The 17,666-nt window shown below is 43.0% G+C and carries 15 protein-coding genes and 2 pseudogenes; 4 read left to right on the forward strand and 13 right to left on the reverse strand.

The annotated features are described in order from the left end of the window. Positions 1 to 56: 56 nt before the first annotated feature. Positions 57 to 776 (reverse strand): YebC/PmpR family DNA-binding transcriptional regulator, encoded by a 720-nt coding sequence (locus Q8G36_RS15790; protein WP_305160808.1) that lies wholly within the window; start codon positions 774 to 776, stop codon positions 57 to 59. A gap of 261 nt (positions 777 to 1,037) precedes the next feature. Between Q8G36_RS15790 and Q8G36_RS15795 the strand changes: the two genes are divergently transcribed. Continuing rightward, positions 1,038 to 1,763 (forward strand): DUF4261 domain-containing protein, encoded by a 726-nt coding sequence (locus Q8G36_RS15795; RefSeq protein ID WP_305160809.1) that lies wholly within the window; start codon positions 1,038 to 1,040, stop codon positions 1,761 to 1,763. Positions 1,764 to 2,310: 547 nt separating this feature from the next. On the opposite strand, the pseudogene eutC reads toward Q8G36_RS15795, so the two are convergent. From eutC to Q8G36_RS15830, 7 genes and pseudogenes are all read right to left on the reverse strand, one after another. Beyond that, positions 2,311 to 3,039 (reverse strand): annotated as a pseudogene (gene eutC, locus Q8G36_RS15800) (ethanolamine ammonia-lyase subunit EutC); the annotation flags it as partial. A gap of 28 nt (positions 3,040 to 3,067) precedes the next feature. Further along, positions 3,068 to 4,432, reverse strand: a complete 1,365-nt coding sequence (locus tag Q8G36_RS15805; RefSeq protein ID WP_305160810.1) for an ethanolamine ammonia-lyase subunit EutB — start codon at positions 4,430 to 4,432, stop codon at positions 3,068 to 3,070. Between the two features lie 20 nt (positions 4,433 to 4,452). Then, positions 4,453 to 5,859: an ethanolamine ammonia-lyase reactivating factor EutA gene (locus tag Q8G36_RS15810; RefSeq protein ID WP_305160811.1), complete on the reverse strand. Its 1,407-nt coding sequence runs from the start codon at positions 5,857 to 5,859 to the stop codon at positions 4,453 to 4,455. Between the two features lie 19 nt (positions 5,860 to 5,878). Continuing rightward, a complete protein-coding gene (gene eutH / locus Q8G36_RS15815; protein ID WP_305160812.1) occupies positions 5,879 to 7,150 on the reverse strand; it encodes an ethanolamine utilization protein EutH in 1,272 nt (423 codons plus the stop codon). Positions 7,151 to 7,296: 146 nt separating this feature from the next. Then, positions 7,297 to 7,881, reverse strand: coding sequence for an ANTAR domain-containing response regulator (locus tag Q8G36_RS15820; RefSeq protein ID WP_305160813.1), 585 nt, complete (start codon positions 7,879 to 7,881; stop codon positions 7,297 to 7,299). A gap of 9 nt (positions 7,882 to 7,890) precedes the next feature. Beyond that, positions 7,891 to 9,267: a sensor histidine kinase gene (locus tag Q8G36_RS15825; RefSeq protein WP_305160814.1), complete on the reverse strand. Its 1,377-nt coding sequence runs from the start codon at positions 9,265 to 9,267 to the stop codon at positions 7,891 to 7,893. Between the two features lie 191 nt (positions 9,268 to 9,458). Beyond that, a pseudogene (locus Q8G36_RS15830) lies at positions 9,459 to 9,671 on the reverse strand (SDR family oxidoreductase); the annotation flags it as partial. Positions 9,672 to 9,799: 128 nt separating this feature from the next. On the opposite strand from Q8G36_RS15830, the gene Q8G36_RS15835 reads away from it, so the two are divergent. Beyond that, positions 9,800 to 9,919, forward strand: coding sequence for a DUF4023 family protein (locus Q8G36_RS15835; RefSeq protein WP_048686276.1), 120 nt, complete (start codon positions 9,800 to 9,802; stop codon positions 9,917 to 9,919). A 51-nt stretch (positions 9,920 to 9,970) separates the two neighbouring features. Here Q8G36_RS15835 and Q8G36_RS15840 read toward each other — a convergent pair whose 3' ends face one another. The 4 genes from Q8G36_RS15840 to brnQ form a co-directional block, all read right to left on the reverse strand. Next, entirely contained in the window at positions 9,971 to 10,666 is a 696-nt protein-coding gene (locus Q8G36_RS15840) for a hypothetical protein (RefSeq protein WP_305160879.1), read from the reverse strand. A gap of 157 nt (positions 10,667 to 10,823) precedes the next feature. Next, positions 10,824 to 12,740, reverse strand: coding sequence for a vWA domain-containing protein (locus Q8G36_RS15845; RefSeq protein ID WP_305160815.1), 1,917 nt, complete (start codon positions 12,738 to 12,740; stop codon positions 10,824 to 10,826). A 15-nt stretch (positions 12,741 to 12,755) separates the two neighbouring features. Continuing rightward, entirely contained in the window at positions 12,756 to 13,622 is an 867-nt protein-coding gene (locus Q8G36_RS15850; RefSeq protein WP_305160816.1) for an ATP-binding protein, read from the reverse strand. 469 nt (positions 13,623 to 14,091) lie between these two features. Beyond that, positions 14,092 to 15,423 carry a branched-chain amino acid transport system II carrier protein gene (gene brnQ / locus Q8G36_RS15855; RefSeq protein ID WP_305160817.1) on the reverse strand — a complete coding sequence of 444 codons (1,332 nt, stop codon included), beginning with the start codon at positions 15,421 to 15,423 and terminating at the stop codon, positions 14,092 to 14,094. Positions 15,424 to 15,785: 362 nt separating this feature from the next. Between brnQ and Q8G36_RS15860 the strand changes: the two genes are divergently transcribed. Next, positions 15,786 to 16,352, forward strand: a complete 567-nt coding sequence (locus tag Q8G36_RS15860) for a sugar O-acetyltransferase (protein WP_305160818.1) — start codon at positions 15,786 to 15,788, stop codon at positions 16,350 to 16,352. 43 nt (positions 16,353 to 16,395) lie between these two features. On the opposite strand, the gene Q8G36_RS15865 is transcribed toward Q8G36_RS15860, so the two are convergent. After that, on the reverse strand, positions 16,396 to 17,040 hold the full coding sequence (locus Q8G36_RS15865; RefSeq protein ID WP_305160819.1) for an SDR family oxidoreductase: 645 nt from the start codon (positions 17,038 to 17,040) through the stop codon (positions 16,396 to 16,398). A 359-nt stretch (positions 17,041 to 17,399) separates the two neighbouring features. On the opposite strand from Q8G36_RS15865, the gene Q8G36_RS15870 reads away from it, so the two are divergent. Beyond that, positions 17,400 to 17,663, forward strand: a complete 264-nt coding sequence (locus Q8G36_RS15870) for a CD3324 family protein (protein ID WP_305160820.1) — start codon at positions 17,400 to 17,402, stop codon at positions 17,661 to 17,663. Positions 17,664 to 17,666: the final 3 nt, after the last annotated feature.

Genomic DNA, 17,666 nt, shown 5'->3' on the forward strand with positions numbered 1-17,666 from the left:
ATTCAAATAAAATAAGCAGGCCTTTGATCATATAGCAAAGGTCTGCTCGTTTTTTTTCATTCACCAAGATCTACATTATGATAAACTTGTTGAACATCTTCCAAATCTTCCAATGCATCAATCATTTTCTCGAAATGTGCTTGTGCATCTTCTGGTAGGGTTAGGTCATTTTGTGCAAGCATCGTCAGCTCTGCCACAGTAAAATCGCTGATTCCTGCATCCTTGAATGCTTGTTGTACAGCATGGAATTGTTCAGGTTCAGCATAAACGATGACACTTTCTTCTTCTTCAATGATGTCACGTACATCAACATCCGCTTCCATTAAAAGTTCAAGAACATCATCAGCCGTTTTACCTTCAATCCCGATTACAGCCGTTGCATCGAACATATAAGCAACAGATCCGCTGACACCCATATTCCCGCCATTTTTCCCAAATGCGGCACGTACATCAGATGCCGTCCGGTTCACGTTGTTTGTCAATGCATCCACGATGACCATTGAACCATTTGGACCGAATCCTTCATAACGAAGTTCGTCATAGTTTTCTTCCGAACCGCCTTTGGCTTTTTCAATCGCACGGTCAATGATCGCTCTTGGAACATTGTACGTTTTCGCACGCTCAAGTACGACCCTTAATGCCTGATTGGATTCTGGATCTGGTTCACCTTGTTTTGCCACTACATATATTTCCCGTCCGAACTTAGCATAAATCCGACTAGTATTAGCATCTTTTGACGCTTTTTTTTCTTTAATGTTATTCCACTTACGACCCATTATATTCCACTCTCTTTCATCATTGATATATACGAATAGATTTTTTAAGATACGGCCCTATTAGAAAACCCACCAGGGGAATTCCGTTGAAGATAGGCTATACGTTTACTAGATTATATTATACATCAATTGTATAATTTTGAAAAAGTCCTGCACATCCCTCACTGGCATTTATCGGAGCTTGGCGCAATTTTTTATGAAATACTATGGAAAAGATCAGTAGTGGTATAGTATGAAGTGAGCGGAAAGGAGAGATGATCCATGAAGGACAACCAAATCATCATCGGGATACCCGGTAAATGGAAGGACCGGACAGAATTGATTCAATCGGTCGCTTCTCGAAGCGAAGGGTATCTGTTAGCCGGGAATGTTTTTCATAACAAGGATAAGAACATTACTTTTCAGGCGGAGATCCATGATTATGAACCCACTTTAAAAGAGAGCTTTTCTTACGCCAGTAAAGACGCCTTTTCAGAGAGTGAATTAGAGGAAATCAATGACCATACCTTTACCGTTTATATAATAGCCGATGTATCCGATACCGGAACTGTTATCGATTTGATCGATGCCGGGGCAGCGATCCTCCGGGCAGGCGGAATGGCAGTGAAAATAGAAACGGCTGGAATTGCCCATCCAAAGGAAGATTGGCAGCAACTTCATCATAGCTCGGATATTCTCTCGGTATATGCCCATTTTGTCACGATCATCGGAGAGGAAGATTATTATTGTTCATTCGGAATGAAAGCTTTTGGTCTTCCCGATGCGGTGACACTTAACACAATGAGTCCGAAAGAGGCGGCTGCTCTGCTTAACACATTTAATTATTACCATTTAGGTGAACGGCCTCTCTTTAAGAATGGCGAAACCTTTAGCATTCAACAAGATGCACCCGACTTTATATTGACTGGCCTTCAGGACTTTAGATATGAAGAAGACCATCCCTTCTACAACCCGTTTGGATTATGGAATTTAGGGACAAGTAAATAGAGGAGCAATTCGCTCCCCCAGACTGTAGACAAATTCGAATAAATCGAGTTTGCCTGCAGTTTTTTTATTAAAAACGTTCCAGTTGTTTCAGAAATCCGCTCCCTTTCCGCCGACTGTCTGCCAAGCCTCATCAACGCAAGCGCCTGTGGGTTCTCGGCTATCCAGTTATTCCGCAGGAGTGTCGCAAATTTCTTCAATTTAGTTAGAGGTTTATAAAACAGTAAAAAACCCAAAGTGTAACCTTGTCTTAATCATGGTTCGGGGTGAGACCAGACTACAGTTTTTTCTTAAAAAAACAATCCAGTTGATTGAAACGGAAGGTACGAGACTCCTGTGGGAAAAGCGCGTCCAAGGGAGACCCACAGGCGCAAAGAGCGCCGAGGGGGCTCCCGGACCGCCCGCGGAAAGCGAGTGCCTGAAGTGGAAATCAACGTTCAAAAACCATAATGTATAACCTTGTCTTAATCATGGTTCGGGATGAGACCATCCCTCCTCTCCTTTTGCCGACAAACTGAGTGGAGTAATTCGCTCCTCCATTTTTATTTTTTCAACCGAGTTTTTCACGCTTTTCTTCTTCATATTCTTTCTTCACGAGGGTCATGCCGCTCGCTTGGTATTTGAGGATCTTTTGAATGACCGTGCCAAGATGCGCTCCAGCTTCAACCGGGGGGATCCCTCCTTTATGGATGTTGGAAATGACCATCCTCTCTGCTTCAATGGTGCCCAAACGTGGTTTATAGCAAATATAAGCGCTCAATGATTCCGCACTGACTAGACCAGGCCGTTCACCGATCAACAGGACAATGACCTCAGGTCCAAGGATTTCACCGATATCATCCATTACGGCAACCCGGCCCTTTTCAATATAAAAAGGTGTACCTGTATTCAGACCTGCCACTGCCAAAGATTGTTTGAAAGATAAATAGACGTCCTCCGCATTTTCTTCGATCGCCTTGGCACTTAAGCCATCCGAAATGATGATTTGAACCGTTGGGGCCTTTATGCATTTGGCTTCTATCACCCGCTTTGCTTCATCCGAAAGCTTCCTGCCATAATCGGGACGCCGTAAATAGACTTCCTTATCATCGGCCTTCGTTTTCACCTTGAATAAATCCAAGCGTTTCAAAAGAATATCACTGACTTCACCATATACAGCATCGACGGCCGCCGCATGGTCAAAACGGAATTTCAGCCAAGAATCCGTCTTCGGCCGGGTCCCTGACCTGCCTACCCCTATACGTGCAGGGGTTTTGGCCACCAAATCATCCAAATCTTCCTTATTATTCATTCCCATATCATCACTCCTAATGGTTAAATATAGTTGGATCGCCGGCACGCTTCGTTAATTTTCCATTCTCCATAATCCCCATCCTCTCCAGCCAAGCTTCATATAATGGGGCAGGCCGCTTATCCATCGTTTGCCTCAAAGTCGCTATATCGTGGTAACTCAAAGACTGATAGTTTAACATGCAGTCATCCCCCATCGGAGTTGCGATGATGAAATTCACACCAGCCGCCGTTAAAAGTACACCCAAGTCCTCGATATCATTTTGATCCGCCTTCATATGATTCGTATAGCAAATATCCACTCCCATCGGCAGTACATGCATCTTCCCCATGAAATGATCTTCTAACCCTGCGCGGATGACCTGCTTGCTGTTATATAGATATTCAGGTCCGATGAATCCGACGACCGTATTGACAATGTACGGATCAAAATAGCGGGCAAATCCATAGTTCCTGGCTTCAAGCGTCACCTGATCGATTCCGAAATGCGCTTCAGCCGATAACTCGGAGCCTTGCCCCGTTTCAAAATAAAGATGCTGCGGGCCTGTGCCGGTCCCATAGGCCTTCGCGACCTCATTAGCTTCTTCGAGCAATTGTACGTTAATTCCAAAAGAGCGATTGGCCGTTTCCGTTCCGGCTATGCTTTGAAAGATCATATCAGCAGGCGCACCCTGCTGTACGGCCTTCATTTGCGTGGTCACATGCGCAAGCACACAATTTTGGGTCGGGATGTTCCACTTCTGGATGACATCCTGTGTCGCATGAAGCAGCCGCTTTACGCTTTCTACTGAATCATCGACAGGGTTGATTCCAATGAGTGCATCCCCGATTCCATAGGAGAGTCCTTCTTTTAAAGAAGCCAGCATGCCATCCACATTGTCAGTCGGGTGGTTAGGCTGAAGGCGCGAAGCAAGCGTTCCTTTGTATCCGATCGTGCTATTATTCTTGGTGAGCACTTCGATTTTATTGGCTGCATGGATAAGATCGAGGTTCGACATTATCTTGGCTGCCGCAGCAATCATTTCACTATTCAATCCCCTGCTTATTCGCTTTAAATCCTCGCCGGTCGTTTCGTCACTCAAAATATATTCACGCAGCTCGGCAACGCTCCAATTCTTCACAGATTGATAGATGGTTCCATTGATGAGACCATCTATGATCCGCGACACTTCATCCTCTTCCGGGGAGAGCAGGGGATAGTTCCTAATGTCCGCCAAAGTCAATTCGCTAAGCACCGCTTTCGCCGCAATCCGTTCTTGGACCGAATCTGCTGCAATTCCCGCAAGTCTATCTCCTGATTTCTCTTCATTCGCCTTGGCCAAGACCTCTTTCAACGATTTGAATTGATGGGTCTCCCCAAAGTATTGAGTGGATAATTTCATCGTATAATCCTCCTTTTCCTCTAACTGTGAAAGGTTAGCGTTTTTACTACAACCGGAACGACCCCTGTCCGCAGCAGCCTTCCTATATCTAAATAATCACCATGCTCCACTTCTGTCTGATCAATGCAAATGACCGGCAGATCCGGTTGGTTCGCTAAAATTGTTTGACCAAGTGACTTCCCATAATCACTATCCATGACAATGATCAGAGGCTGCTGCCGATTCGGTTTTTGCTTCAGCGCCTCGGTAAAAGCGACTGCGAGCTGGTGAATGTCCCGAAATGATTGATAAGGTAAATTCGTTAAATAAAAGGCAAAATTCACCCCCTCCTGCTGGGGATCGTAAATCGTGATCGCATCCTGGACAGCTTGTGCCATTCTCGCGGTTACATCATCAAGCACGCCATGAAAATCGACCCGATAGACCGGGATATTACGAACGGGCAGATGAGAATCATTCACCTCGATGGTAGCACCGCTTATTTCAGTCGTATGTGCGCCTGCTCCAAGGACAGTCGCCCGAACCGTTTCAACGGGCTGTTCCCACGCCCATGCAGCCAATTCTTCATTTTCCTTAATAGAGGCGGCAAGCATCATGCCGATATCCAGGAAGCTTTTATCCTCCCGTTCTTCATGATAGATGCAATCACTGACACCTCCCGAGAACATCAACACATCAATTCGTCCTGTCCAAGATGGCTCCTTCCCCACTAAAAGAAGTTCATCTTCTTTTGTGAATGAACCAGCCAAAAACCTCGAAAGCACCTTCGCCATTTCATTTGCGATGATTGCCCCATCACCATTCAAAGGAGAGTGCCCCTTTGATTTCAGCCATTTCCCTATTGAAGGAGCAACCTTCACCTTCGCTCCCTCCCACTCCACCAAACGGCCTCCTATATGCAGTGTGCATGTTCCGCAAAGCATCCCAGAACGGTATACGGCAATATTCGCCGTTCCCCCGCCAATGTCTATGTTCGCTACAGTCTTTCTTGTCTCAATTGAATGTTGATAGGCGCCGGATCCTTTGGCGGCAATGATACCCTCCAAATCCGGACCGGCTGCCGCTACAAGGAATTCCCCCGCCGCTTTAGATAACCGGTAAACCATTTCTTCTGCATTTTGTTTGGTTGCCGTTTCCCCCGTGATGATGACAGCCCCTGTTTGTATGTTATCGATCGTGATTCCGGCTTTTTGGTATTCACTTTCCACCATTCTTTGAACTGAAGGAATATCAATTACCGTCTCGGATAAAAGCGGGGTCCTGAAAATGGGACTTCGATACAGAATTTCTTTTTCGGTAATTTCGATTTTTGGCACCTGTCCGCCACCTGCCACATTCCTAAGCGAAAGCTTGCTAATAACAAGTTTCGTCGTACTGGTGCCAATATCAATTCCTGCACTGATGATTCGTTCCACCTGTTCATTCATTAAAAATCACACCCCAGTTTTATACCACTTGGATTTCATTGCTGTTTTCTTCCTCGTTTTTCGTTTTATATTCATTTACGCCGATAACTCCTTCTGCACGATCCTTTTCCTCCAATTCCAAAGCTTTCGGAACGGACAGCCAGTAAGCAAGACCGATTCCAATCGCTCCGGCAGATAGCTTGCCGACAATGATCGGCAATATCAAGGAGGGCTGAAAGTTGGCTGTGAATGATAAATGATCGCCTAATAGGAAGGCCGCACACACAGCGAAGGAAATGTTTATGACCTTATCCTTCGGCGGCATATCCTTAACAAGTTTGAACATCGCTAATATATTGGCAACCGTGGCTAATATCCCGGCACTTCCCGCTTTGCTCAATCCGATTTTCCCGCCCATCGCTTCAAGCGGCTTGCCAGCATATTTTTGAATCAGGTAAATCATTGGAAAAGCACCCGCCAGCATTATCCCGATATACCCCGCCGTTTCCAGGGCACGGAACTGGTCTGCCTTATCGGCCATGATGGGATGGAACCCCCAAGCACCAAATACATGGGAAAACAGTCCGGTGAAAATTTCCACGATTGAAAACACGAGTACAAGTTTAATCGCGGCATCCAATATTTTTCCAAACCACATGAAACCTTTGATCATCAAATCCGGAAGGAAATAAAGACCTAACGCGAGCAATACCACAAAAATAAGAAGGGGGGAAAGATTCAGGGCAATTTCCAAATAGCTTAACGCGAATTCGTATGTAGAATCCGCATTCGTGGAAATCACTTCGCGGATTTTCGAATTCGTTGCCACCACCAGCACGCTTGAGATAAAAGCGCCAATCGGAATCGTCAGGATTCCTGACATGACACCAAGTGCCATGTATTTATGATCACGCTTCTCCAGCATCGCAAGCCCCATTGGAATCGAGAATACAATCGTTGCCCCAGACATAAAGCCGACAATCATCGCCATGATCCAGCCTTCATATGATTCCTGCAGCTCGGCCGCTAATTGGTAACCCCCCATATCCGTTGCCAGAATCGTTGTTGCGGCGAGGGCGGGATCTGCACCGATCGCAGCAAAAATCGGGCCGCATACTGTATCGATGAACCATGATAAATAAGGGATCGAGGCCATGATTCCAGCTGCCGGGATAAATATATGGCCAACGGTATGCAAACCTTCCATGAACTGTTTCCCCAAGCCTTTCTCACTGTCTTTAATCGATGCAATAGCACCGACAACGGCACACACCATAATGATATAAATAACGAATTTACCTACCATCTCCATACATATTCCCCCTGAATTCCAATTTGATTTGGCCTAACGGCTTTAAAAAAAGGGTATAAAAAAGACGCCTCTTAGAGCCCAAACTTAGGTTGTTCGGCAGAAATGCCTGCCTACAACCAAATTTGGTCCATCAAAGCGCCATTGCTTCATCTATTTACTTGTTTTTGATCATTTGAAATGATTAGGCGTGCCACCGTCTCCATGGAAAGCTGCTTATCCATACTTAGCCTTCTCAGCTTATTGTAAGCGATTTCTTCTGTTACATTCTTCCTTTTCATGATAATGCCTTTTGCCTTTTCAATGACTTTACGATTTGCGAGCGTTTCATCCAATTGAGCATTTCGTTCCTGATACTTCTTTGTATTGGCTGCTTGCAGCAAAGCTATCTCCACTGCCGGAATCAAATTCGCCTCCGTAATTGGCTTTACGAGATATCCGACGATATTCGCCCGCTTCGCCTCGTCGATATATTCACGCTGGCTGAATGCCGTTAAAAGCAGGACCGGAATCTGAAAGGTATTGGATATCACATCGCTAGCCTTAAGCCCATTCATTTTAGGCATTTTGATATCCATCAAAACGAGATCCGGCTGTAGTGCATGTGCCAATTCAATCGCCTTCTCTCCGTTACGGGCATGTCCAACTACATCGAAACCTGCATCCTTGAGCATAATCGTTATATCAAGCAGAACAATCGATTCATCCTCCACGACCAAAATCCTCTTGACCACTTCTCCCACCTACCTCTTGTATGGAAATCTTACAGAAGCCAGGGTACCTTCTTTAATCCGATGAATCGAAAACTCCCCATCCAAATCATTTTCCACCGTCATGCGGATGATATCCAGCCCCAAAGAAGGTTTCAAAGCCTGAGAATAACCGATGCCATCATCTCTTACTTGAATTTCCAATTCAGGACCATCCTTTTGAAAGCATACGGTGATCTTCCCTTCCGTTCCTTCCTCGAAAGCATGCTTCACACAATTATGAATGAGCTCATTCACCACCAGCGCAACAGAAATGCCAATGTCGGAATCAATGGAATGAAGCTCATCACCACTATATTCAATGCTTAGGCTTTGACGGGCATGTTCCTCCGTATGAACAATCATATCGCCTATTTTCCTAATAAGCTCCAGCAGATCCACATGATCGACCTGACTGCTTGCCAAAATGATTTCATAAACCGACGATATGCTTAACACCCGGTTCAAACTGACCAATAAATGGGGCTTGCTTTCTTCAGGGGCTCCTATCCTCATTTGCAGACGAAGTAAACTCGCGACTGTCTGCAAATTATTCTTCACCCTATGATGAATTTCACGAATGGCTACTGACTTGCTAATCAGCTCTCTTTCTTTATCCCGCAGTTCAGTCAAGTCCCGGATGATGATGAACGTTTCATTGGAATTCTTGTTGCCCAAATGGAATTTCTTTATTTGGAAAATCTTTTTACCAATGTTCATTTCCTTCACTAAAATATCCTCTTTTGAAGCAAGTACATCGGCAAAGCCCGGAAAATAATCGAAAACCGATTCACCTAAGACACAGTCCGTCAAACATATTTCCGATACTAAATTAATGGCAGCAGGATTCGTATAGACAAGTCGGTTTTGGTTATTAATCAGGAAAATGGACTCCTCGATAAATTCAGGAACTAAGGAATTTTGTTGATCTTGCCTATCAAACTGTTTTGAAGTTTCAGGTTCTTCATGAATCACCTTTTCCATGATCAGAACGGCGATGACCCGATTGCATTCCCCCTTGACTGGAACGACACTTTGTTGGACCATTGCCCCCTCTTGAGTCAATGCCCGATTCACGAACATGTCCTTTCCGGTGCGCAATACATAAAATACTGCCGGTTCAAAAGCCTCATAGGCAAATTTCCCGACAACCGGATGATCGTAAACCGATTTTACGGAATGTCCGCATGCCTCTGCCACGACAATGGCATGCTTCCCTTCACGCACCGGACAATCAATAAACACATTCGCTTTATTCAAATTGGCTATCAACGATAAATTCGTTGATAGGTTTTCAAGAATTTGAATATCCTTGTCCAGTAAATGAGTATACATCTCACATAATTCTCGGACAGTCATTGTCCGTTCCATAGGCAAAACCCCAATAAACGTTTATTCATGGATATTATTATTGATTATTATAGATATCACCCTTATTTTTGTCAATATTCCAAATATTCTAATGTCACATAATCTTACAATAGTATCCCTCAAAATTATTAATGGAAAGTGAGGGTGGGCATCAAACAGTGTATCGATCATCCGAATGAATTTTTTTGAATTTAAATGAATCCACCATTCACCCTGATTGTCTGACCCGTAACCCATTGAGCTTGTTCACTAGCCAAAAATGAAACCACATTAGCAATGTCATCCATTTCTCCTAAACGTCCGAAGGCATTCATTTTTTTCATCCCTTCGATTTGCTGCTCCGATTTCCCTACATTAAACAACTCTGTGTTAACCGGCCCTGGAGCAATTGCATTGATCGTTAAAAGAATCCCCACAGTCCATATATTACCACCTTTTCCTCTTTATAAGGTAGTCAGCATCACTTCCATACTCATGAATTTCACCTCTTCTGGTTATAGTAAAGAAGAAAATAACGGAGGAGGTTCATTCCATGAAAAGTTCAAAGGAATTTGTGGAAAGCATTCAAGAGCAGCAGAAAAAGGAAGAAGGCAATATGCGCCGTCAAGGCAATGGGAATCCCGCTCAGAAATTACCGAATAAAAAACATTAATGAAAACAGCAATTTAAAAAATCCCTGCCTTATTTCATGCAGGGATTCTTTTCACCTTGAAGTACTTTTTTTCTTCTTCATCTCTTCGATTTCTTTTGAAAATGTGTCTTCTATCTCTTTTTTATTTCCATATAAAAAGAGGTTATCCCCTAATTTGATTTTATACTCATATAACTCTTTCCTGATTTTCACTTCTCCGCTTTCAATAAATAAAATATTGATGTCGGCTCCATGTGATATGACATCAAAGGCTTTGACATCGATGAACTCCGAGCCCTCATAAATATCGATCTCCATGACCACGTCTTCATCTTCTAAAAATAGGACCTCTTCTATCGGGTGTTCCCATAATTCATAATGATTGTACATTTCACTTTTCATCTTATTCGATAATCTATTATTTAGGAATGGAACTTTCACTAAAACGGTTAAAACCAGCAGTATTCCAATAATGATGCTTAACTCCATCAAGCGCAGATCATCTGTAAGCAATGTACTGATCGATGAAATGATGACAGCAAGCGAGAATGCACCAAATAAAATTAAGAACATGCTTATTTTCCTTCGAACGGGGTGATCGATAATGGATTTTGACTCGTCAGTTGTAAAACCAGTACCCGTCAGCATGGAGATAACCTGAAATCTTGCCACTGTGCTTTTTAATCCAGTCAATTTCATCAAGGTTACCGATATTTCAATAACAAGAACAATGATTATAAAATAAAGCAACATAAAAAGTAAATTCATCAAAATGATCACTTCCTCATCTATGGTTTACCCCAATCCTGACAAAAGAAATCTCATTCGACGTTCATTTTAAGTTTCCATCAATAGCTGACAAAGCAAACAAAAAAACAGTAAGATCCAAAACTTGAATCCTACTGCGTTTTTATCTATATATTTCTTAAATGGTCTTCAGCAGCAATTTTTTTAACAGCGGTGTAAATTGCTCTGGCAATTCAGCTACACTCGGAATCATTAGGCGTTCTTTGCCATAGATGTTTTTCATCGTCATCTCTTCACTTTCATCGATGCCTCCATCCGCTAAAAACAAGCCGATGACTTCGATGCCTTTTTTTCTGGCTTCCGAAACAGCAAGGTGTGTATCGACAATGCCATTTTGATCATAATCGCTTGCTGCCGGCTCACCATCGGAAAACACGAGCAAGAAACGGTTCTTTTCCCGTCTTTTTTCCAATTCTATTGCGGCAACCCTGATACTATATCCGTCCCGGTTGTCTTCCTCTGGTTCAAGCTGCATGATTTTAGCTCCTGAGTTTAGATAAAGAGAATCGGAATGAGACTGGATTACATGGAAGTAGTTCGGCTGATATCCTTCTCTCACTTCATTTGCATCTTCCCAAAATCCAATGATCGAGTGGGGGATCCTTAATTTTTTCAGTACTTCATGAAACAGGACGACCCCTCGTTTCGTTTCATCCATTTTGTTATGCATGGAAGCCGAGCAATCGATAAGCAATGTGAATACGGCATCCATTTCTTTTGAATCCTGGTTCTTTTTATAAAAAACCCTTGGATTTTCTTCAAATACAAGCGGAAGTAATTTCTTCGATAAACGGCCAAAAGCCAAATCTTTTCTTGGTGCGTTCTTTTTATTTTCCAGCGTCTTTTCAATTGTACTGGAGAGTTTTCTCTTGAACGGTTCGATATCCGCAACAAACTCACGGTAGCGTTTCTCTTCTGTAAGTGTTGGTATTTTCGCTTCCTTGATTACTTGGACGACGTCTTTGTTTTCTTCACCAAATGGATGTTCACCACTTTTGCCCATATTGGTTTGTTTCTTCTCCAGTGTTTCCTGCTGATTGTATTCCTTTTGTTGACTTTCCCCTGATGAACCCTGGATCGAAGCCAGTGCTTGGTCGGCATCTTCCGCTTCCCGTGCACCTCCGCCCATCAGACTTGTTTTCGTTCCCTGCTCCAATTCAAATTGAAGAAAAGTTGAATTACTCTCGCCGTTCTTATTCTCCCGGTGCCAAGTCGAGAATTTTTCATCAATGAACTCACTTTTTTCTTCGTCTGCATCTTCCGTATCATCGTTCAACAGTTCATCATTTCTAGTCAGTTCATCAAATAAGGTATTTCCCTTATACTTTTCCACATTTGCAATGGGGAAGATGAAATATTCATTCATCGTATCCTCGTATCCATCGTTCACACGGAAAACGATTTGCTCGCAAATCCTCGTGATATCACTGGTTTTAGTGGCTTCAAAGACAGAATGGATGAATGGTTTGAGTTTCTCCAGTTCTTCCAGCTGCCTTACATTGGCTCTTGGAAAAATCGGATCCGGCCTGTCAGATTGAAGCAGTAAATATATGAGGCAGTATAATTCATCCAGTGCAAAACTTCTTGTGACATTCGTCGCCAATTGGCTTTCGAAATATTGTTTAAGGTAAGCCCCCCTTACCGAAAACCATTTTTTTGTGCCTGGCCTTTCTTTCTTCACCAACTCTTCCAATCGCAAGTCTTCCAGTAAAGCGAATAATTGGGCTGCAAACTTCGGAAGCGTACTTTCCCAGATGATGTCCTGGTACTCCTTCATGCTCTGGATTGTTGAATGATGCAGCGTACCTATCGTCCTAAGGAGCACATCCGTTTTCAGTCCCGCTTCCTTCACTTCCTTATTTCCATTTTCCCAAAAATGGCTGGCTGTGACCTTATTCTCGATCAGATCAATGAAGGAGCCATAATTGTATTCGAATTCCAGCTCAGGAATGCCGGATAACACAGTCGACAGATCCTGAAGCTGTAAAAAAAGAGCCGTATCTATTATTGAATCATTGAACCGGATATACTTCATGAGGCATTCTCCTAGTTAGAATAATGTGTCAGCCAAGTTCTTTACAAACTCACGCTCCCGTTCCTCGTCCAACTTATCCACAATGGAACGAAGAATCGCCCGTTTCGGCGGGATCAACACACTCAGATCGCAAGCATCAAGCAAAGCCCTGATCGATGCCGCATCTTCAGCCACCTTCCCTTGATTCACGGCATTTATCAAATCACTCGACAGTTTAACGAACAATTCAATACTTCTTGGGTCCTTCAACTTTGTATTGGTTTCTATCAATTGCTTTAACTGCTCCCCTTCGATATAAGGAACTTCAATTACGACAAACCTATTTTTTAGCGCTTCATTCAGCGGCACTGTACCTACATACCCTTCGTTGATTGCAGCAATCACATTAAAGCCCTCTTTTGCCGTTATGACTTCATTCGTGAACGGATTCGTTATCGTCCTTCTGTAATCAAGCACACCATTGATAAGCGGCAGAGTTTCCGGTTTTGCCATGTTGATTTCATCTATATATAGGAAGTGACCGTGATTCATCGAATTTGTCACTGGTCCAGGTACGAATTCTATCACTTGTTTTTCCTCTTTGTAAGCCAACGTCTTGAAGCCCAATAAGCTTTCGGCATCCAAGTCGACTGAGCAATTGACACTGAACATCGGCTGGTTGAATAAATTCGATAATGTCTCGGCAAACTTTGTCTTCCCAGCCCCTGTCGGACCCTTCAAAAGGATATTCTTCCCCATGCTTAAGGCCGTGATGGCATCCACCATCAACTCCATCTCGGGAGGCAGATATCCGCCGCTCCTTATCAATTCCTCAAATTGAGCAGGATTCTTTTTGCTTGCTTGTAATATATTTGCGATTTCTATTGGTAATCGATTGATCATTGTGTCCCTACACCCCTTTCTGAACATTTTAAAGCTCTTTCCCATTAAAAACAAACACTAAGAAAAGGAGCTGTCATCAAGACAGCTCCCAGACTTTAGATAAACTCGAAGTAAAGCGAGTTTGCCCTGCAATTTTTCATTTCAGAAATCCGCTCCCTTTCTGCCGACTGTCTGCCAAGCCTCATCAAAGCAAGCGCCTATGGGGTCTCGGCTAGCCAGTTATTCGACAGGAGTATCGCAAATTTTCTCAATCCAGTGAGGGTTATAAAATAATTAAAAAACCAAAGTGTAACCTTGTCTTAATCAAGGTTCGTGATGAAACCAGACTACAGTTTTTTCTTAAAAAACAATCCAGTTGATTGGAACGGAGGTACGAGACTCCTGCGGAAAAAGCGCGTACAAGGGAGACCCCACAGGCCCTCGTAAAGCGAGTGCCTGGATGGAAATCAACGGAAGTTTCTGATGACCCTTAATAAGCTTCCTTAGGGTCGCCTTTCAATAGGTATATCATATACCCCAATACACCGCCGATGATGGCAGGAATCACCCATCCTACCCCTACACTATATAGTGGAAGATATTGAGTTAATAGATCCGAAACAGCTTCCATTTTAATGCCTGATGCCACTATTCCATCCATAATGCTGATGATGGCCGTTAATAATAAGCTTCCTAAATATACCTCCGATTTCCCTTTGAAAAGGGAATGGAAGAACGTAAGAATGATCAAAACGATCGCCACGGGATAAAGCGCCGTTAACACAGGCACTGTAATGGAAATGAGCTTGGTCAAACCTACATTGGCAACAGCCGCACTAAAAACAGAGAAGATGACGACATATGATTTATACGATACAGCAGGCAGTATTTTGTTGAAATACGTAGCACAAGCCGTTATCAAACCGATGCTTGTCGTCAGGCATGCAGCGATCACAATCAATCCTAACAAAACGGCACCAGCCGGTCCGAAAAAATGATTCGAGGCTTGAGCCAAAACGTCTCCGCCATTACCCAGTTGACCGAGTTTTTCCACACTTGTTGCCCCGACATAAGTTATGGACGCATAAACGATCACCAACAAAGTGGCAGCAATTAAGCCGGCTTTCAAACAGAAGCCTAACACTTCTTTTCTTGATGTTATCCCCTTATCTTTGATCGCATTGATGACAATGATCCCAAATGCAAATGCGGCCAGCGTATCCATGGTCAAATATCCTTCTTTAAATCCTTTGAAGAAAGAATTATCTGAATAATCTGCCGATGGTGACTGGATTTCACCCATTGGGTTAATAATTGCGACCACAATGAGAATCCCGATGAAAATCAATAATAACGGTGTTAATATTTTTCCGACGATATCCAGCATTTTTGATGGATTGAGGGATAATAAACAGGCAATTCCAAAGTATATGATTGTGAATACCAGCAATGGTAAAAAACCGACATCATTAGAAAGGAAAGGTTTAATCCCTATTTCGTAAGATACACTCCCCGTTCTGGGAAGCGCAAAAAGCGGTCCCAAAGATAAATAAAGAACGACAGTGAAAATGATGCCGAATAACGGGTGCGCCCTGCTTGCAAGCGATTGGACATCATTTTTTCCTGAAAAACCAAATGCCAATATTGTAATGAATGGCAATCCAACCCCAGTAATGATGAAACCTAAACTGGCCGACCATAAATTGGTCCCCGCGGATTGACCGAGCATGGCGGGGAAAATTAAGTTTCCTGCACCAAAAAATAAAGCAAAAAGCATTAATCCTGTTACAATGATAAAAGATAGCGGTGCTTTCTGTGACATATAATAGCCCTCCATTGATTTGATTATCTTAACGAAGAAAAGAGTTGTCCATCAACCGGTAAAAAAAGTGACATGTACTTCGAACTATTCTACCTATCTGTTAAAATGCACCTTCATGAAACTATGAATCATCCATGACTCTCCTAACTATAAAATCCTGCGGAACGTTTGTCAAAGCTATTTCATTCATTATTCGGAAAAATCTTTCTTTTCTTACTTCTTTTCAAGAAACTGAAAGAGGCATTTAGATTCAACAGAAAAGTTGAGTAAAAAGTACTGCAATTTATTTTGCAGGAAAAATATTTTAATATTCTGAGATTTATTAAAACTATTTAAAAAAACAAGAAATTGGAGGAGTCATCATGAATACTGAAAGAGAAAAGATGGTGAGCGGGGAACTTTACATGGCCGCTGATCCGGAATTAATAAAAGATAGGGAAAATGCCAGAAAGTTGACCCGGTTATACAATCAGACAACGGAAAGCGAACGGGATGAACGAACTGCACTGCTGAAACAGCTTTTAGGTTCCACTGGACTAAATGTATATATTGAACCAACTTTCCGTTGTGACTATGGATACAACATTTCTCTCGGGGAAAACTTTTATGCTAATTTCGATTGTGTCATTTTGGACGTTTGTGAAGTGAAGATTGGCAGGGACTGCATGTTGGCTCCTGGAGTGCATATCTATACAGCCACACATCCGCTGGATCCCTTTGAACGCAGTTCTGGAGTGGAATACGGAAAACCGGTTGCGATAGGGGATCATGTCTGGATTGGCGGAGGGGCCATCATCAATCCTGGCGTAACAATAGGAAGTCATTCCGTCGTAGCTTCAGGGGCCGTCGTAACAAAGGATGTTCCTGAAGGCGTTGTTGTCGGTGGAAACCCAGCGAAGGTCATCAAGCATATTGAAGGAATTAAATAAGGCAGAGCTCACTCCCCGCGAGTGGCCCTGCCTCCTTTTTTCGTTAAATTTCCCTTAATGCTTCCGCGATTGCAGTATCACCAGAGATTAAATCAAATGAACGCTTGTAGGTATTTTCTTCAGTTAAAGAAGCAAGAATCGTTCGAGCCACATCTTCACGGGCAATCGAACCTCTTTCCAATTCTTCAGCGGCGGTCACCTTGCCCGTTCCCGGTTCATTAACCAACCCCCCAGGCCGAATGATGGTATAATTTAAATCGCTTTGTAACAATGCCCTATCCGCGTAGTGCTTGGCCACATAATACGGTTTGATGGCTTCATTCCAGTTTTCGCGATTATTGGCCTGGAAAGCACTCACCATGATGAAACGGTCGATTCCCAAGCTTTCTGCCGCTTCAATCGTTTTAACAGCACCATCCAGATCAATCAACAGCGTTTGATCAGCACCCGTGCTTCCTCCGGATCCTGCTGTAAACACGATGGCATCACAGCCTTTTGCCGCATTCGCAATCTCATCCACTGATCCGGTTAAACTGACGACCGCAGATTCAATGCCATTTTTCTTCAAATGCATACTTTGCTCTTCTCTGCGAACCATCGCCCGTACACTATGATCCCGGCTATCTTTTAATAAATCTATAAGCTGTTTACCGATCTGCCCATTTGCCCCAACTACGAATACTTTCATAAAGGTCAGCTCCCATAATGGTTAGTTTGGTTTTCATTCAAATTATTTCATGGACTCAGAACATTATCAAACAATCAGCCCGTCGATTCATCTTTAACATTGGAAAAAGTTTGGCAACCAAACTTATATATTTTATAATAAGAACAATACGTGTTCTTCAGGGACACCAAGGGGAGGTGTAAAGATGGCAATAAGAATGTTAATGCCACCTTCTGCAGCGTCTCATGCAAAGCCCAGTATTGGAGGCGATACTTTGCATGGGGTTGAATTAAGCTAAACTTAATCGCCCGCCTTATCATTTCTAATATTCGGCTTTGCACCTTATTTCATTCTTAAAAAAGAATAAGGGGCTGGCAGAAATGAAATATGTAAAAGCGACGGCCGTTTTGCCTGAAAAGCTGATCGTTGAAATCCAAAAGTATGTGCAAGGTGAAACCATATATATCCCTAAACCTGAAAAGGCCCATCACAAATGGGGAACACGTTCGGGATCAAGGGAAATGATCGATGACCGAAATGCCTCTATAAAATATGCATTCAAAGAAGGGCATACCATCCATCAATTAGCCGAGGAGCATTTTCTCTCCGCGGAAACCATCAAGAAAATCGTTTATTCTAAATAAAAT

The organism is Peribacillus frigoritolerans, assembly GCF_030676415.1.
GTDB classification, from domain to species: domain Bacteria; phylum Bacillota; class Bacilli; order Bacillales; family DSM-1321; genus Peribacillus; species Peribacillus frigoritolerans_A.

Excerpts from the sequence above, each read along its gene's own strand:
- Q8G36_RS15860 (WP_305160818.1), top strand. The coding sequence starts at position 15,786 with ATGAATACTGAAAGAGAAAAGATGGTGAGCGGGGAACTTTACATGGCC.
- Q8G36_RS15795 (WP_305160809.1), top strand. The coding sequence starts at position 1,038 with ATGAAGGACAACCAAATCATCATCGGGATACCCGGTAAATGGAAGGAC.
- eutH (WP_305160812.1), bottom strand. The coding sequence starts at position 7,150 with ATGGAGATGGTAGGTAAATTCGTTATTTATATCATTATGGTGTGTGCC.
- Q8G36_RS15825 (WP_305160814.1), bottom strand. The coding sequence starts at position 9,267 with ATGGAACGGACAATGACTGTCCGAGAATTATGTGAGATGTATACTCAT.
- Q8G36_RS15850 (WP_305160816.1), bottom strand. The coding sequence starts at position 13,622 with ATGATCAATCGATTACCAATAGAAATCGCAAATATATTACAAGCAAGC.
- Q8G36_RS15870 (WP_305160820.1), top strand. The coding sequence starts at position 17,400 with ATGAAATATGTAAAAGCGACGGCCGTTTTGCCTGAAAAGCTGATCGTT.
- Q8G36_RS15865 (WP_305160819.1), bottom strand. The coding sequence starts at position 17,040 with ATGAAAGTATTCGTAGTTGGGGCAAATGGGCAGATCGGTAAACAGCTT.
- Q8G36_RS15835 (WP_048686276.1), top strand. The coding sequence starts at position 9,800 with ATGAAAAGTTCAAAGGAATTTGTGGAAAGCATTCAAGAGCAGCAGAAA.
- Q8G36_RS15805 (WP_305160810.1), bottom strand. The coding sequence starts at position 4,432 with ATGAAATTATCCACTCAATACTTTGGGGAGACCCATCAATTCAAATCG.
- Q8G36_RS15840 (WP_305160879.1), bottom strand. The coding sequence starts at position 10,666 with ATGAATTTACTTTTTATGTTGCTTTATTTTATAATCATTGTTCTTGTT.
- brnQ (WP_305160817.1), bottom strand. The coding sequence starts at position 15,423 with ATGTCACAGAAAGCACCGCTATCTTTTATCATTGTAACAGGATTAATG.
- Q8G36_RS15845 (WP_305160815.1), bottom strand. The coding sequence starts at position 12,740 with ATGAAGTATATCCGGTTCAATGATTCAATAATAGATACGGCTCTTTTT.
- Q8G36_RS15810 (WP_305160811.1), bottom strand. The coding sequence starts at position 5,859 with ATGAATGAACAGGTGGAACGAATCATCAGTGCAGGAATTGATATTGGC.
- Q8G36_RS15790 (WP_305160808.1), bottom strand. The coding sequence starts at position 776 with ATGGGTCGTAAGTGGAATAACATTAAAGAAAAAAAAGCGTCAAAAGAT.